This window comes from Novosphingobium sp. KA1, from assembly GCF_017309955.1.
Classification (GTDB): Bacteria; Pseudomonadota; Alphaproteobacteria; order Sphingomonadales; family Sphingomonadaceae; genus Novosphingobium.
The window spans coordinates 990,046-1,005,656 of sequence record NZ_CP021247.1; the positions used below are offsets into that span (position 1 = coordinate 990,046).

The following is a 15,611-nucleotide window of genomic DNA, read 5'->3' on the forward strand; positions in this document are numbered from 1 at the left end:
ATCAGGTGGAATCACCTGATGACTCGGAAAACGCGTCCAACCCAAGTACCGGGGGCGGTCTTCGGACCGCTCCTCCCAGACACCAAAAAGGGGCCGTGCCAGCCAAGGCACGGCCCCTTTTTTCGTGTTCGCGCCTACCGCTCAGAGCTTGCCGAACTTCGCCTCGTAATCGCCGGTGTCGCCGCTGGCGAGCAGTCTGGCCTGCTCCACCCAGTTGTCGCGGCGCGGGCGGCCCGCGAAGGCGCCCAGCTTGCCGTCAAGATCATCAAGGTCGGCATCGCTCCAGGCCGCGATCTGGGCAAAGCGGGTCACGCCCAGCGAATTGAGCAGCGTCAGCATCTTGGGGCCGAGGCCCTTGATCTTGCGAAGATCGTCGCCCGCCTCGCTTGCCGCCGGAGCAGCGGGGGCCGGAGCAGGAGCGACCGCCGGTTCAGGCGCCGACAGCGGCTCGCCAGCCGTCTCTGCAGCCGCCTCTGCAGCCGTTTGCGCAGCGACATCGGCGGCCCGTTCGGCCTCGGTCTCTGCCGCGATGGTCTGCGGCGGCACCGCGTTGTCGACTTCCTCCTGCGCGGCGACGGCGATCACCTCGCCGATCCCCGCCATCGTTCCGGCCATGGCCGGCGGATCGATGTGCACATGCGCGGGCGCGGCGGCCGGTACCGCCGGGGCGGGCGCGGCGAACTGCGCGGCGGGCGGCGCCTCGTCGATCAGGGCCTGGTTGCGCTGCGCGGGGGCGGCCCCTTCGTCCAGCACGTCGGGACGATGGACGCGCGGCGCCGGTTTCGACGCCCGGGCAAACAGCCAGTAGGCGACGACAATGCCGATCAACAGCGCGGCGATGAAGACCAGCCAGTTGGCCTGGATCATTTGCAGCACGAAACTATCCCTTCCGGTTCCATACAAGCCAGCCGATGCCGAACCCCGCTAGGTAGGTCAGCAGCACCGAGACGGCCATTTCAAGCCATAGCGGCATGGGCGGCTCCTTTCATAGCATTTCCGAGCAGGCCCGCGCACTGCTGTGAATTACGCATTCAGCTCGGCCCGGGCGTGTCGATCGGCGTCGGCTTGACCGGGGCCGAGGCGATCACCGAGAATTCGATGCGGCGATTGGCGGGGTCGTAGGGATCGAGCCCCGGGATCGGCGACTTGGGGCCGACGCCGGTCGCCCGCAGCCCGTCGGCCGGGATGCCGCGCCCGATCAGCGCCCAGCGCACCGCCTCGGCGCGCGCGCGCGACAGCGCGACATTGGCCTCGGTGATGCCGCCGGCATCGGTATGGCCGGTCACCGCGATGATGCTGCCCACACACGGCCGCAGCGCCTGCGCCACTTCGTTGAGCAGCCGCGCGCTCTGCGGATCGATCTGCGCGCTGGCCTCGGTGAAGCGGATCGAGCGGGTGGCGAGGATCGCCTCGACGTCGTCCTGGCAGCGCAGCTTGGCGGAGGGGCTCTCCTGCCCGCCCCAGCTCACCCCGCCGATGCCCGGCACTTCGGCCACCGCGGCGGCCACCCTGCTGCGCGTTGCATCGTTCAATTTCTGGCCGCCGCGCAGGACCGGGTGGCGGGTCAGCCAGCCGTAGCGGTCCCGGAAATCGACACTGACCGCCTGCCCGCCCGCCGCATCGCGCACCGCCAGCGCCTGTCCGGCAAGACCGTCGATGAATGCGGGGCCCTCGAACCGGGTGGAAACGAACGAGAGGGCAAGGCAGAGCGCGGCGCCGGCGGCGACGATGGAAGCACGGCGAGGATTCATGCCTTCAGCCTAGACGAATTTTCGGGCCTCTGGAAACAGCCGCCCGGAAAATTGCCGAACCTGCGCGGAAATACTCAGGCCGACTTGGTTTTCTGGAACAGCTTGCGGTCTTCCGGGCCAAAAGCCTTTTTCCAAATCACCAGTAGATAAGCCCCCAGGATCGCGGGAATGCCGAAGGCCAGTTCCGCCCACTCCGGCAGGAAGCGGGTCGCGAGGTAGCCGATGACCACGGCGGGAACCGCTGCCCAGACCAGCGCCCAGCGCCAGTTGTTGATCGATTGCCCGAGGAACCTGGCCAGCATGTGCGACTTCACCAGCGAGGCGAAGCCCAGCGAGACCATCAGCGCCGCCGCTGCCGTCGCCGCCTGGTAGAGCGAATTGTAGCCCCAGTGCTGCATCAGCAGGATACCGCCGAAAGTCAGTGCCGCCTGCACGCCGATGGTCACCAGCGACACCACGAGGTTGCGCATCTTGGCGACGTAGATCAGCGCCGCCTCGCTGACGACGGCGGTGGCCGCCACCACTTCGGCCGCCAGCAGGAACGCCAGCGCCCCGGTGCCGCCCACGAACTCGCGGCCGACAAGGCCCATGACGCCCTCTCCCGGAATCCCCAAAGCCAGCGCGATGCCCGCCTGTGCCGCGGTGATCCAGAACCCCACCTGGCAGACCTGGCGGGCAATCGCGGCATAGTCCTTTTCCTTCAGGTTGCGGGTGATCACCGGGCCCAGCACCGGCTCGAAGCTGGTCTTGAGCTTCTGCGGCAGGCTCGCCACCTGCTGCGCGGCGTAATAGACGCCGACCGCCGAGGCCGGCGCCAGGAAGCCCAGCAGGAAGATGTCGACGCGGCGGGTGCCCCACTCGATCGTGTCGGCGAGCGCAATCGGCGCCGAGCGGATCGCCAGCTTGCGCATCTCGCGCGGGCGGGGACGCCAGCCTTGCGGCATGCCGTATTCGCGCACGAAGGGAATGAAGGCCGTCAGCGCCGCCGCGCAGATCGAGCCGATATAGGCGATCGACAGGCCGCTGTGCGGCGCCAGCCAGATCATCGCCCCGGCCAGGATCGAGATCGTCCAGGGCTCGACGATGGCGCGCGACCACACCGTCGGGCTGACCCGCAGCCGATAGGCAAGCGCCGCCAGCCAGATCTCGGTCATCGTCAGCGGCGGGATGGCGATCACCATCAGCCGGTCCATCTCGGTATAATGGCCGCCCGGGAACATCGGCGCCGGCACGAGATAGAAGAACAATGCCGCCGCGCAGCTTGCCAGCAGCGCCAGGATCGAGCCGTCCGCCACCACATTGGCGGGGTGCACCTTGCCCTCGCTGTTCGACAGGCGCAGCGCGAGGCCGCGCTTTTCGCCCATCGTGCAAATCATCGAGGTCAGTTCGATCACCACCAGCGCCGAGGCGAAGCGGCCCAGCGCGGCGGGGCCATAGACCGAGGCGCGGCCGGCGATGAACAGGAACGGGATGCGCGCGGCAAGGCGCAGGAAAAAGCCGAACAGATTGGTCCGCCCACCCTTGGCGAGCGCCGCGATATCGTCGCGTTCCTTTTCCTGCCGCACGCCTTCCTCGCGGGCGATAATGCCGTCGGTCAAAGACTGGGCTCCTGCTCGGCGCGCAGGGGACGGGCCAGAATGCCGCTGACCACTTCGGCGGCAGGCGCCTTGCCTTCCAACAGGCGGCACACCGCCTCGACGATCGGCATCTCGATGCCATCGCGCCGTGCCAGATCGCGCAGCACCGGCGCGGTAGCCGCGCCTTCGGCCACCGTGGCCTTGCCCGCCAGCGCCTGCCCGGCGGTCTGCCCCTCGCCCAGCGCGAGGCCGAGCGAGAAATTGCGGCTGGAAGTGGACGAACAGGTCAGCACAAGATCTCCAAGGCCGCACAGGCCCGACAGCGTTTCCGCCCGCGCACCGCGCGCCAGGCCGAACCGCAGCATTTCCGCATAACCGCGCGCGATGAGCGCGGCGCGCGCGTTCTGGCCGAGCCGCAGCCCTTCCGCCACGCCGCAGGCAATCGCCAGCACGTTCTTGATCGCCCCGCCGACTTCCGCGCCGGTGACGTCGTCGGAGTAGTAGGGTCGCAGGGCGGGCCTTGCGATCAAGGGCGATAGCCGCGCCCACTGCGCCCTCCCGCCCGAACAGGCGAGCGTGACCGCGGTGGGGAGCCCCGCCGCGACTTCATGCGCGAACGTCGGGCCGGAGAGCACCGCGATCTCGGCGCCCGGCACGGCCTCGGCCGCGACTTGCGCCATCAGGCGTCCCGATCCGGCCTCGATGCCCTTGGCGCAGAGCACCAGGTCGCGCGGCGTCCCGGTGAACCCCAGCGCGGGAAGCCGCGCCAGCACGCCGCCGAGGAACTGGGCGGGAACAACCGCCAGCAGCGCCGGCAAGCTGGCCAGTTCGGCGAGATCCGAAGTGGCGCGAACACCTTGCGCCAAGGCAGCGCCGGGCAGATAGACCGCATTGCAGCGCTCCGCGTTGATGCGCGCGGCAAGCTCCGGCTCGCGCGTCCAGAGCAGCACTTCGCTGCCGTCACCGGCAGCCGCCTGCGCCAGCGCGGTGCCCCAGGCCCCGGCGCCGATGACGCCCAGCGCCGCGCTCACGCCTTGACCCCGGCGCCGCGCACGGCATCGGCTTCGGGATCGAGCGGCCAGCGCGGCCGCGCGGCCACGTCGAGCGGGTCCGACTGGCCGAGCGCAAAACGCTCCGCCCCGGCCCAGGCGATCATTGCCGCATTGTCGGTGCACAGCGCCAGCGGCGGCGCCACGAAATCGAGATCGTGTTCGGACGCCAGCGCCTCCAGCGCGCCGCGGATCGCCTTGTTGGCCGCAACGCCGCCGGCCACGACCAGCGCATTCACCGGCCCCGCCGCCGCCAGTGCCCGGCGCGCACGGTCGATCAGGCAGTCGATCGCGGCCTGCTGGAAGGAGGCGGCGATATCGGCATCGCTGTACTGGCCCGACTGCTTGGCGCGCATCACCGCGCTCTTGAGCCCGGCAAACGAGAAGTGCGGCTCGTCCGAACCCTTGAGCGGGCGCGGCAGCGGCACTTTTTTCGCATCGCCCGCCAGCGCCAGCCGCTCCATCGCCGGGCCGCCGGGATAGCCGAGGCCGAGCAGCTTGGCGGACTTGTCGAAAGCCTCGCCCAGCGCATCGTCGATGGTGGTGGCGAGGCGGCGGAACTTGCCCACGCCTTCGACCAGCAGGATCTGGCAGTGTCCGCCCGAGACCAGCAGCAGCAGGTAGGGATATTGCAAATCGCCATCGGCCAGACGCGGCGAGAGGGCGTGGCCTTCAAGGTGGTTGATCGCGATCAGCGGCTTGCCGGTCGCCATCGCCAGCGCCTTGGCGGTGACCAGGCCGACCATCACCCCGCCGATCAGCCCCGGCCCGGCGGTGGCGGCAATCGCGTCGACATCGTCCAGCGTCATGCCGGCGTCGGCCAGCGTCGCCTCGATCAGCGGGGCCAGCCGTTCGGCATGGGCACGCGCGGCGATCTCGGGCACGACACCGCCATAGGGCCGGTGCGCCTCGTCCTGCGAGGCGATGCGCTGCGCAAGGATCGTGCGGTCGCCGGTTACCAGCGCGGCCGCCGTCTCGTCGCACGAGCTTTCGATGCCCAAAATCGTGGTCATTATCGGTTTACCCTGAACGGCCCTTCCACTGGACGACATTGGCGGGTAGCACAACCCGCCGATGACGACGCCAACCAAAACACATGAGACCCATTTCCGCCTTGGCACCCGCCGTTCGCCGCTGGCGATCGCACAGGCCGAGGAAGCACGCGACCGGCTTGCCGCCGCGCATGGAATCGATGCAGCGCATATAGAGATCGTGGCGGTGACCGCCAGCGGCGATCGCATCCAGGACCGGGCGCTTGCCGAAATCGGTGGAAAGGCGCTCTGGACCAAGGAACTCGACGCCTGGCTGGCCAGCGGCGAGATCGATTTTGCGGTCCATTCGGCCAAGGACGTCGAGACGATCCGGCCCGAAGCCTTCACCATCGGCGCGATCCTGCCGCGCGAGGACGTGCGCGACGTGCTGGTCGGCGCCGAATCGATCCGCGCGCTGCCGCAAGGGGCCATCGTCGGCACCAGCGCCCCGCGCCGCGCCGCGCAGCTGCTCCATGCCCGCCCGGACTGCACCGTGGTGACCTTCCGCGGCAATGTCGCCACCCGCCTTGCCAAGCTGACGGCGGGCGAGGCCGACGCCACGTTCCTCGCCGCCGCCGGGCTCCGGCGCCTGGGCGAGACCGGCACCGGCCATGCGCTCGACGAGAACGACTGGCTGCCCGCCCCCGCCCAGGCCGCGATCATGATCGAATGCCGCGCCGATGACGCTCGCACCAGGGCCTTCCTCGCCGCCGTCGACGACGCCCCCAGCCACGCCGCCGTCGCGGCGGAACGCGCGCTGCTGGCCGGCCTCGGCGGCAATTGCCACAGCCCGATCGCGGTGCTGACCCGCCATGACGGTGAGGACCTGATCATGCGCGCGGCCCTCTACAGCCCCGACGGGGCCGAAAAAGTCGAGGGCGAAGCCCGTTTTGCGGCCACCGACGGCACCGGCCCCGCCGCGCTCGCGGCCCGGCTGCTGGCCCGCGCGGTGCCTGCCATCGCCGTGCATTTCAGCGGCGCGGGAGCCGATAGCTGAACAAGGCCCCGCTCCCGCTGGTCGTCGTGCGGCCCGCGCCCGGCGCCGAGGCCACCTGCCTGGCGGCACGGGCATTGGGGCTGGAGGCGGAAGCGTTCCCGCTCTTTGCGGTGCATCCGCTGCGCTGGGAGGCTCCGGCGCGCACGGAAGTCGACGCCTTGCTGCTCGGCAGCGCCAATGCCCTGCGCCATGGCGGGGCGGACCTCGCGCGCTATCGCGGCCTGCCCGCCTATGCCGTGGGCGAAACCACGGCGGCCGCGGCCCGCGCGGCCGGCCTCGACGTGGTGCGCACCGGCACGGGGGGACTGCAAGGACTGCTCGGGCAAATCGATCCGGCACATCGCCGCCTTTTGCGGCTGGCCGGTCGCGAGCGTATTTCCCTTGAAATACCGCCTCATGTCACGGTGCTGACCCGCGAGGTCTATGCCAGCCAGGCCCTGCCCCTGCCCGGCGCCCTGGCGGCGCGGCTCCGCGCCCCGTGCCTCGTGCTGCTCCATTCCGCCGAGGCGGCGCGCCATTTCGCCCGCTTATGCGACAGCGCCGGAATAGTCCGCAGCCAGATCCACGTCACCGCGCTCGGTCCGCGCATTGCCGCCGCCGCCGGAACCGGCTGGGCCGGGATCGCTGCCGCACCCACAGCCACCGATGCCGCATTGCTGGCCTTGGCCAAAGAGTTGTGCCAAGGGTTTACGCCGGGATCGTGATCTTACAGAAACGAGCGTGATGCAGGACCAGACTTCCCAGCCTACCCCGATGCCGCACCGCCCGCGTTCGCGCGCCGGAGGGTTTTTCGTTGCGCTGCTGGCCTTCGTGCTGGGCGGCGCCCTGTCGCTCTGGGCCGTGCAGGATGGCTATTTCGACCGGCTGATCCCGGGCCGCCAGGCGCAGGACGACCAGCCGCCCGCGCAGGCCGTCACCGCGCCCGCGGCCGCCCCCGCGCCCAGGGTTCCGGCGCCCTCCTCGCCGCAGGATCTGGCCGCGATCGGCGTGGTCGAGGGCCGTCTCGCGCTGATCGAGGACCGGCTCTCGCGCGTCGATTTCGAAACCAATGCCGCCTCGGGCAATGCCGCGCGGGCCGAAGGCCTGCTGATCGCCTTTGCCGCCCGCCGCATGATCGACCGGGGCGAACCGCTCAGCTACGTCGCCGACCAGCTGCGCCTGCGCTTCACCAATGCCCAGCCGCGCGCCGTCGATACCGTGATCGCCTTTGCCAAGAACCCGGTCACGCTTGACGAACTGACCGCCCGGCTCGAGGCGCTGTCGCCCGAACTCAGCGAAACCCAGAGCAACCAGAGCCTGTGGGACCGCGCCCGCAGCGAGCTGTCCGGCCTCTTCACGGTCCACCGCGATTCCTCGACCCTGCTGACGCCCACCGCGCGGATCGACCGCGCCCGCGTGATGCTGACGGCGCGCCGCATCCCCAGCGCGATCAACGAAGTCCAGCGCCTGCCCAATGCCCAGGCCGCCGAAATCTGGATCGCCGACGCGCGCCGCTACCAGGACGCGCAGGACGCGCTCGACCTGCTGGAGACCACCGCGATGCTGGAATCGCACCGCCTGCAGGATTCGGCGGGCAACACGGTCACGCAGCCCAGCCCGCTCGCCGCTCCCGGTGCGCAGCCCAGCGAAGAGCCCAGCCCGGAGGCGACCGAAGGCTGATCGGCCAGAGGCAAGCGGGCCGCGAACGAGTACAAAGGGCGCCCGTCGGCGCCCTTTTTTCCTGTCAGCCCTGCAGCAGTTCCGGCAGCGAGCCCGACATGCCCCGCGCCTCGTCCATGAAGAAGCGCTTGAGCGTGGGCAGGCGTTGTACCGCCCCCATGCCAAGCCGCCGCACCGCGCTGGGCAGGCGGCCGGGCACCCCGAACAGCCGGGTCAGGCCATCGGTGACCGACATGACCATGAAGGAATCGAGGCTGCGCCACTTCTCGTACCGCTTGAGCAGTTCCATGTCGCCCGGCTCAAGGCCCAGACGCATGCCCTCGCGCAGCACTTCGACGAGGGCGCCGACGTCGCGCAGGCCAAGGTTGAGGCCCTGCCCGGCAATCGGGTGCATCCCGTGCGCGGCATCGCCGATCACCGCGAGACGCTCGTCGATGACATGGCCGGCATGGTGGAAGCGCAGCGGATAGCTCATGCGCGGGGCCGAGAGCGAGATCGTGCCGAGCACCCCGTGCATGCGGCGCTCCACCTCGTTCACGAACATCGCATCGCTCATGGCGATGACACCGGCGGCATCCTTTTCCGACACCGTCCAGACCAGCGCGCTGCGGTGGCGGCCTTCGGCATCGTCCAGCAGCGGCAGCAGCGCGAAGGGCCCGGCCGGGTAGAAGATTTCCCAGGCGGTATTGCCGTGGGGCTTCTCGTGGAACAGCCCGGCGACCATCGCGCGGTGCTTGTAGTCCCACTTGGCGAGCGCAAAACCGGCCTCGTCCCGGGTGGGCGACTGGCGGCCTTCGGCGGCGACCAGCAGGCTGGCCTTGAGCACGCGCCCGTCGCTCAGTTCCACGTCCACGCCGTGCGGGCCGCGATCGCGGCGCACCGCCTCGGTCTTCACGTGCCAGGCGATGCTGGGCTCATCCTTCGCCGCATCGAACAGCGCGAGGCGCAAGTCGCGGTTGGCGAACATGCGCCCCAGCGTGCCCTCGTCGGGCTTGGGCGTGAAATCGATCCGGCCGGGCTTCATCCCGTCGGTGACGGCAATGGAATCGATCGGGCAGCCGAGCCCGCTGAGCGCGGGCGCGAGGCCGATCTTCCCGAACAGGTTCCAGCTCGCGGTCGAGATCGCCGAGGCGCGGCCGTCCGCGCCCTCGGCGGTAAGGTCCGCCGGATCGGCGCGGTCGATCACGTGGCTGGTGATCCCCGCCTTGGCAGCAGCCAGCGCCAGCGTCATGCCGACGAGACCGCCGCCGAGGATAATCAGGTCGCGGCGATCCGCCGCTATATCGAGCCTTGCTGCCGAGTCGTTCATCGACGGCAGCTATCGGCCTCCGCCGCGTCGATGTCGAGACACCTTCCGTCCCAAGTGCCCGCAGGTGCGGACAAACCGACCGTCGCGGCAAGGGTGGGCGCGATGTCCACGGTCTCCACCGGGTTCGGCTGTTCGAAGCCGGTCATGCCCTTGCGCCAGAACAGCATCGGCACCCGGCGGTCGTAATCCCACGGGCTGCCGTGCGAGGCGACCTTGAACGGCGCCGCCTTGCCGGGCACCACGCCGCGCACGGTCAGCATCTGCACTTCGCCGGAGCGGCCCGGCACGAACGAGGCGCGGACCTTCTGCTCCATCGTCCAGTCCTGCGGATGGCCCTTGGGTTCGGGCCACTGCATGATCTGATCCTGCGTGTAGACCTCGGCAATCTGCGGATTGGCCTTCAGACGGGCGACCAGCGCCGGGATCACCTTGGCCTTCTGTTCCGGCGTCAGTTCGGCGGAGAGCCAGACGCTGCCCGCCTCGCCCGCGCCGTAGAACAGCGGGCCGTTCTTCACGGTCACGCCGGTATCCTGCGAGACGGCGGCGGCCAGCGCCTTGGCGCTGAGCGCGGGATCGATGCGCACGGCATCGGGATTGCCGCGAAGCTGCTGGCGCTCGGGCGCATCGAAGCCGCCATGGTCGGCGCTGAGCACAACTTCGTAGTCGATGCCGCGCGCATCCAGCTGGTCGAACAGATAACCCAGCGCTTCGTCCAGCACGTTCATCTGCACGCACATTTCCACGCCCTCGGTGCCGAAGGCATGGCCGACCTTGTCGGTCGCCGAGAAGCTGACCGAAAGCACGTCGGGCACCGCGTCCTTGCCCATGCCCAACTCGTCCACCATGCGCACCGCCATCTCGGCCGTCGCGGTGTCGATGCGCGGGCCGTTGACGTAGCTCTTGTAGTCGCCTGCGGTCGCGGGGAAGCGCCAGGTGCCGATGGTGAAGTTGCCGATCGGCGTCGCCCGGTCGACCCTGCCGCACCAGCCCGGAACCGCCAGCGGGCCGTCACCGGCAGCGATGCGGCGGGCGAGGTCGGCGTTCTCCGCCTCCACCGCCTTGGAAATCCGGCGCCCCGCGAAAGTCGTGAAGCCCTTGTCGCCGATCCAGTAGACGGCGTCGGTATCGTGCCCGCTCATCATCACCGCGGCGCGGTCCTTGGCGGAGACGGCGGCATTGATGGTCTTGGGATTGGCCTTCTTCATCAGGTCGCCCAGCGTGGGGGCGAGCAGGTGCTTGGGGCTCACCACCGGAACGTCCGGCGTGGACCTGGGGTCGCTCTCGTCCTCGACGCAGTAGACTTCCTTGTCCGCGCGGCCGATGCCGGGGACGTACCAGGAATTCGCGGTGATGCCGGTGCGCGCGGGATGGACGCCGGTCAGCAGGGTCGAGTGTCCGGGGCAGGTCTCGGTCGCGGCGTGCGACTGGAAGCCCTGGGCATAGACCCCGCCTTGCAGCAGGCGGGTGAAGCCCTTGGTGAAGTGCTGGCGGTACTGCGCAAAGAGGTCGGCGGAGAACTGGTCGACCGAGATCGCCACGATCAGCCTGGGCGCATCCTGCGGCACCTGCTCGGTCACCGCGGGCATGGCAAGACTGGGGGCAATGGTCGCGCCGGGCGCATCCTTCGCCATGGCGGGCGCGGCGGCAAGAGCCATGGCCATCGAGGCCAGCGAGGCGGAGAGAAAGCGCATCGAGGGGTCTTCCTTGAAATCTGGAGGCGTTGGGCGCAGATGCTGGTTGGACCGGATCACCGGCTCAACGCAACCCTCGGCAACTCGTGGGAGATTCATGAAAAAGCGCCGCTATCGCCTCTCCGTGACACTCCTGTGTCAATTGCTGGCGCTTGTCCTGATGCCCATCGCCGTTCGCGCGCAGACCGGGGCCCCGCCGCATATTGCCGCCCAGCTGGTCGCCGCCCCCGCCGCGCCGGGCAGCGAGGCCATGGTGGCCATCCACATGACTCCCGAAAAGGGCTGGCACGGCTACTGGTCGAACCCCGGCGATGCCGGGCTCGGCATGGAGCTGGACTGGACGCTGCCGAAGGGCGCGAAGGCGGGAACCCCGCGCTATCCGGTGCCGCAGACGCTGGTGGTCTCGGGCCTGATGAACCACGTGTTCGAACATGACTACGCCGTGCTGGTGCCGATCACCGTGCCCGCCGATGCCGCGCCGGGAAGCCGCCTGCCGATCCGCCTTGCCGCGCAGTGGCTGGCCTGCACCGAGCAGATCTGCGTGCCCGAGCACGCCGAGCTTGCCGTGGAACTGCCCCTCGTCGCCGCCGCCCCTGCGCCCGATGCGCGCTTTGCCGAATGGACGCGCCGCCTGCCCGCGCCGCTGGACGCCAGCGCCACGTTTGCGCTGGATAGCAAGGCGCTGCACCTTGCCATCCCCCTGCCCGCCGCCACGCCGCTGTCCTCGCCGCATGTTTTCCTGGGCGAGGACAAGCTGGTCGACTATGCCGCGACGCAGACTTTCGCGTGGAACGGCGACAGTCTCATCGTCACCATCCCCCGCGCCAGGATCGACGCACGCGGTGCCGATGCGCTGACCGGCGTGCTGCGGCTGGACGGCGACGGCAACGGCATCGCCTTTTCCGCCCGGCCCGGCGCCGTGCCGACCGGCGGCACACCGCTGGCCGGCGATACCGCTTCAACGCCAGCCCTCGCTCCGTTGCCCCTCCTGCTGCTGGCCGCGCTGGCGGGCGGGCTGCTGCTCAATGTGATGCCCTGCGTTTTCCCGATCCTCAGCCTCAAGGCGCTGAGCCTCGCCCGTGCGGGCGAGAGCGAGGCCCATGCCCGGATCGAGGGGCTGGCCTATGCCGCAGGCGTCGTCACCGCCTGCCTCGCCCTCGGCGGGGTGCTGCTGGCGCTGCGCGCCGGCGGTCAGGAAGTGGGCTGGGCCTTCCAGTTGCAGGAGCCGCTGGTCGTGGTCGCCCTGCTGCTGCTGGCCGCCGCGATCACCGCCAACCTGCTGGGCCTGTTCGAACTGACGGTGCCGGGCTTCGTCTCGGGCGGATCCCCCTCCAGCTTCACCCGCGGCGCGTTCGTCACCGGCCTGCTGGCGGCGTTTGTGGCAACGCCCTGCACCGGCCCGTTCATGGCCAGCGCCATGGGCGCGGCGCTGCTGCTGCCGGTGCTGCCCGCGATGGCGCTGTTCGCGGCGCTGGGCGTGGGCATCGCGCTGCCGTTCCTCGCCATCGCCTTCATTCCCCCGCTGCGCCGCCGCATGCCGCGCCCCGGCGCCTGGATGGTGACGTTCCGCCGCTGGCTGGCGGTGCCGATGGGCCTCACTGCGCTGGCGCTCGCCTGGCTGACGTGGAAGGTCGGCGGGCCGTGGTTCGCGGGCGAGGCCCTGCTTGGCCTCGCGCTGGTCATGGCGGCGCTCTTCGTGATGGGGCGCACCCAGCGCAAGGGCGGCTCTGCACGGCCAGCGGCAGCGATTGCGCTGGCCGTGGCGGTCTTCGCGCTTGTTGTCCTGCCCCCGCCGATGCCGCCTGCCGCGAGCGTCGACTCCATCCTCGGCGCCAGACCCTTCAGCGAAACGGCACTGGCCGATGCGCGCGCCGCCGGGAAGCCGGTCTTCGTGTGGATGACCGCCGACTGGTGCCTGTCCTGCAAGGTGAACGAGGAAGTCGCCATCGAGCGCGCCGAAACCAAGGCCGCCTTCGACAAGGCCGGGGTCGTGGTCCTGCGCGGAGACTGGACGCGCCGCGACCCCGCGATCACCCGCTATCTCACCGCCCAGGGCGCGGCCGGCGTGCCGCTTTACGTCTGGTACGGAAGGGACGGCAAGGCGGTGCAACTGCCGCAAGTGCTGACCAGCGACCTCCTCGCCCGCCAGGCCGGGGGCTGAGCCTACTGCATTTCCTGCTTCAGCAGCCCCATGAACAGAACCGCGCAGACCAGATGGAGCGAGGCGATCCCTGCCAGCCAGCCCGGCATCAGCAGGGACAAGTCCACATAGGCCGATGCCCCGGCGACAAGCGATGCAAGAGGATAACCATGCGACATGGCCTCATATGCGCGCAATCGCGGTTAATTCCGCCTTCAAGCCTGGGGTTTACGCGTAAGTAAGGTTAAATTTTTCCACCTGCGAAGGCCTTGATCTCGGCCAGGCGGATCGCCTTGCCCCCGGCCGGCGTCATCGTCACGCGCAGGCGTTCTGCCTTGACGGGCGTCCAGACGAGCCGCGTCACGCCATTGGCCAGCGGCGCCGCCGTCGGCGCGGCGACCTGCTGCCAGCGGCCGCCCGCCCAGACCTCGACCACCAGCTTGCGCGGCGCGGCAAACTTCGCGCCGTCGGCAAAGAAGGCGAGTTCGGTGCTGCCGAGCGTGACCGGCTTGCCGAAGTCCACCGCGTACCACTGGTCGGTCCTGCCGGTAGCGGAATCCCAGCCATTGGGAAGCTCGGGATAGAACCAGGCGCGGCCATCGATGGCATCGTGCAGGTTCTCCGCCCCGGTGCCGGAGGAAGCCACGGCCTTGGGGAAAGTGCCCCGCACCAGTTGCACCGCAAGGTTCGTCTCGCGCACGATCGGCGCGTTGGCCTTGCGGGCGAGCGGTACTTCCACGCGGCCAAGGTCGTCGCGGTGGGCCACTTCTGCGCCGTCGACGGAAACCGTCAGCCCCTTGCGGCCATAACGCGTGCCGTCGGCGTCCCAGGTCACCGAAACCGCGTGGCCGTGATAGGGCACGCGTTCGATGTGGAACCAGGCCAGGGCCTGCGCGTCGCCGGCGGCAGGCAGCAGTGGATTGACCTCCAGCACGTCGTCCGCACGCGGGCGGATGCCGACAAGGCCGGTCAGGATCAGGTCGTTGTAGCCCGAGTGGAAGTAGTGATGGCTGCGGTCCAGCCCGACGATCGGCTTGCCGGTCTCCGGATCGTAGTCCTCTTCCAGATCGAGCCTGCCGCCCTGATAGTGCAGCTGCGTGTACTGGCGCAGCAGGCGCATGTAGTCGCTGCGGGTGACCGGACCGTGGTCATCATAGTGATCGAGCAGGTTGCCCATCGCCGCCAGCACCTGCGTCGTCTGGTAAGGCCAGATCGGGCCGTTCCACTGACACTCGCGCGCATCGCCGAGGTAGCGATACTGGCGCATGTAATATTCGTAGCTCTTCTCGACCGTGCGCATGCCCGCCTTGCCGGCCAGCGCATCGGGGGCGAGCAGGTGCGACCAGGCCGAGGCGTACCGAGCCTCATCCGGCACGAGGTCGAACATCCAGGGCAGGTAGCCGACCAGCTCGCGATTGCGGATCGGCTCCCAGTATTTCACAAACTCGTTGCTGACCTGATAGCGGTCGGTGAAATGGCCGAGCTTCGGGTTCCACAAGTCCTGCAGGACATGCGCACGCAGCGCCTCGGCCCGCGCGGCGTATTCCTGCGCCATTGCGGCGTCACCGGCCAGTTCCGCCATCTTCGCCAGCGCGCGGGCATTGGCGAACATGTAGCTGTTGATCGAGGGACGGAAAGCATCCCCGCCCCGGAACCCGTCCTTGCCGCCCGATGCGTCGATCGAGGAGACGGTATACTCGGTCGCGTCCAGCAGCGGTTCGACGAAGTAGAGGCCCTTGGCGAAGTCGAACTTCTCGTCCCACAGCCGGTAGACATGGCGCATCGTCCCGAGGTGGGCGAGCAGCGCCTGCCTGTCGCCGTCAACGAGGTAACGGCCCCAGACCGAATCGGCCATGTAGTCGGTGAAGTGGCGGTCGTTGCCGCCTTCGTACATGAAATTGATGTAGTCGTCGGTGAACCGGCGGTCGTTCAGCCAGCGCCCTTCGGCGATGTGGAAGCCGCTGGCGTCGTTGAGGCTGGCGAAAGGCTCGCGCTGCCAGCCCACGTCGTCGGCGAATTCGGTGGTGATGTAGCCTTGCGCGCCGAGGTCGCGCTGGTGGGCGCGGAACAGGCCCCAGCGGTAGTAATAGACCGCATCGATCTTCGGATCGGCGCTTTCGAAGAAGGGAATGCGCGCCTCGTACCAGGCCGCGTCCATGCCGAAGCGGGCCCTGGCAATGGCGGCGATGTCGAGCTTCGGGGCCGCGCGCCCGGAGGCGGAAGAGGGCGTGAAAACAGGGGCAGGCGGGCTTGCTGGCGGGTTGGCGGGCGGACTGGCCGCCGTGGCCAGCAGCGCCGCGGTGGCAAGGATCCTCCGTAGGTTTCCGCGCATCGTTACCCCTTCATGGTCTGGCGAGCGACTGGCAGCATTCATCGTGCAAAAACAAGAGCGGCCGGTTCCCGGGGG

General features: G+C 69.4%; 13 protein-coding genes. 4 read left to right on the forward strand and 9 right to left on the reverse strand.

Annotated features, from left to right (window positions below):
• Positions 1-141: 141 nt before the first annotated feature.
• From CA833_RS04990 to tsaD, 5 genes are all read right to left on the reverse strand, one after another.
• A complete protein-coding gene (locus tag CA833_RS04990; protein WP_207079954.1) occupies positions 142-867 on the reverse strand; it encodes a hypothetical protein in 726 nt (241 codons plus the stop codon).
• Positions 868-1,031: 164 nt separating this feature from the next.
• The gene (locus CA833_RS04995) at positions 1,032-1,751 is read right to left on the reverse strand and encodes an OmpA family protein (RefSeq protein ID WP_207079417.1); all 720 of its coding nucleotides are present in this window, start codon (positions 1,749-1,751) and stop codon (positions 1,032-1,034) included.
• Between the two features lie 74 nt (positions 1,752-1,825).
• Positions 1,826-3,349 (reverse strand): lipopolysaccharide biosynthesis protein, encoded by a 1,524-nt coding sequence (locus tag CA833_RS05000; RefSeq protein ID WP_207079418.1) that lies wholly within the window; start codon positions 3,347-3,349, stop codon positions 1,826-1,828.
• Entirely contained in the window at positions 3,346-4,359 is a 1,014-nt protein-coding gene (locus tag CA833_RS05005; RefSeq protein WP_207079419.1) for an NAD(P)H-dependent glycerol-3-phosphate dehydrogenase, read from the reverse strand. Before CA833_RS05005 ends, CA833_RS05000 begins: the two co-directional genes overlap by 4 nt.
• Complete coding sequence (gene tsaD, locus CA833_RS05010; RefSeq protein ID WP_207079420.1) at positions 4,356-5,390, reverse strand: tRNA (adenosine(37)-N6)-threonylcarbamoyltransferase complex transferase subunit TsaD; 1,035 nt, start codon at positions 5,388-5,390, stop codon at positions 4,356-4,358. The genes CA833_RS05005 and tsaD overlap by 4 nt, the downstream gene beginning before the upstream one ends.
• 61 nt (positions 5,391-5,451) lie before the next feature.
• Here tsaD and hemC point away from each other — a divergent pair, with 61 nt between their 5' ends.
• Genes hemC through CA833_RS05025 form a run of 3 tightly spaced genes read left to right on the forward strand, consistent with a single transcriptional unit; the run spans position 5,452 to position 8,064 of the window.
• Positions 5,452-6,405: a hydroxymethylbilane synthase gene (gene hemC, locus CA833_RS05015; protein ID WP_207079421.1), complete on the forward strand. Its 954-nt coding sequence runs from the start codon at positions 5,452-5,454 to the stop codon at positions 6,403-6,405.
• Positions 6,406-6,431: 26 nt separating this feature from the next.
• Positions 6,432-7,109: a uroporphyrinogen-III synthase gene (locus tag CA833_RS05020; RefSeq protein WP_242526272.1), complete on the forward strand. Its 678-nt coding sequence runs from the start codon at positions 6,432-6,434 to the stop codon at positions 7,107-7,109.
• A gap of 19 nt (positions 7,110-7,128) precedes the next feature.
• Positions 7,129-8,064 (forward strand): hypothetical protein, encoded by a 936-nt coding sequence (locus tag CA833_RS05025; protein WP_185928651.1) that lies wholly within the window; start codon positions 7,129-7,131, stop codon positions 8,062-8,064.
• Between the two features lie 64 nt (positions 8,065-8,128).
• Here the strand turns inward: CA833_RS05025 and CA833_RS05030 are convergent, their stop codons facing one another.
• The gene (locus CA833_RS05030; protein ID WP_142637229.1) at positions 8,129-9,373 is read right to left on the reverse strand and encodes an FAD-dependent monooxygenase; all 1,245 of its coding nucleotides are present in this window, start codon (positions 9,371-9,373) and stop codon (positions 8,129-8,131) included.
• Entirely contained in the window at positions 9,370-11,064 is a 1,695-nt protein-coding gene (locus CA833_RS05035) for an alkaline phosphatase family protein (RefSeq protein ID WP_207079422.1), read from the reverse strand. The genes CA833_RS05030 and CA833_RS05035 overlap by 4 nt, the downstream gene beginning before the upstream one ends.
• Before the next feature lie 97 nt (positions 11,065-11,161).
• Here CA833_RS05035 and CA833_RS05040 point away from each other — a divergent pair, with 97 nt between their 5' ends.
• A complete protein-coding gene (locus tag CA833_RS05040; RefSeq protein ID WP_207079423.1) occupies positions 11,162-13,225 on the forward strand; it encodes a protein-disulfide reductase DsbD in 2,064 nt (687 codons plus the stop codon).
• Between the two features lie 2 nt (positions 13,226-13,227).
• Here the strand turns inward: CA833_RS05040 and CA833_RS05045 are convergent, their stop codons facing one another.
• Positions 13,228-13,383 carry a hypothetical protein gene (locus tag CA833_RS05045; RefSeq protein WP_185928650.1) on the reverse strand — a complete coding sequence of 52 codons (156 nt, stop codon included), beginning with the start codon at positions 13,381-13,383 and terminating at the stop codon, positions 13,228-13,230.
• A 65-nt stretch (positions 13,384-13,448) separates the two neighbouring features.
• Positions 13,449-15,536, reverse strand: a complete 2,088-nt coding sequence (locus CA833_RS05050) for a glycosyl hydrolase family 65 protein (protein WP_207079424.1) — start codon at positions 15,534-15,536, stop codon at positions 13,449-13,451.
• Positions 15,537-15,611 lie beyond the last annotated feature (75 nt).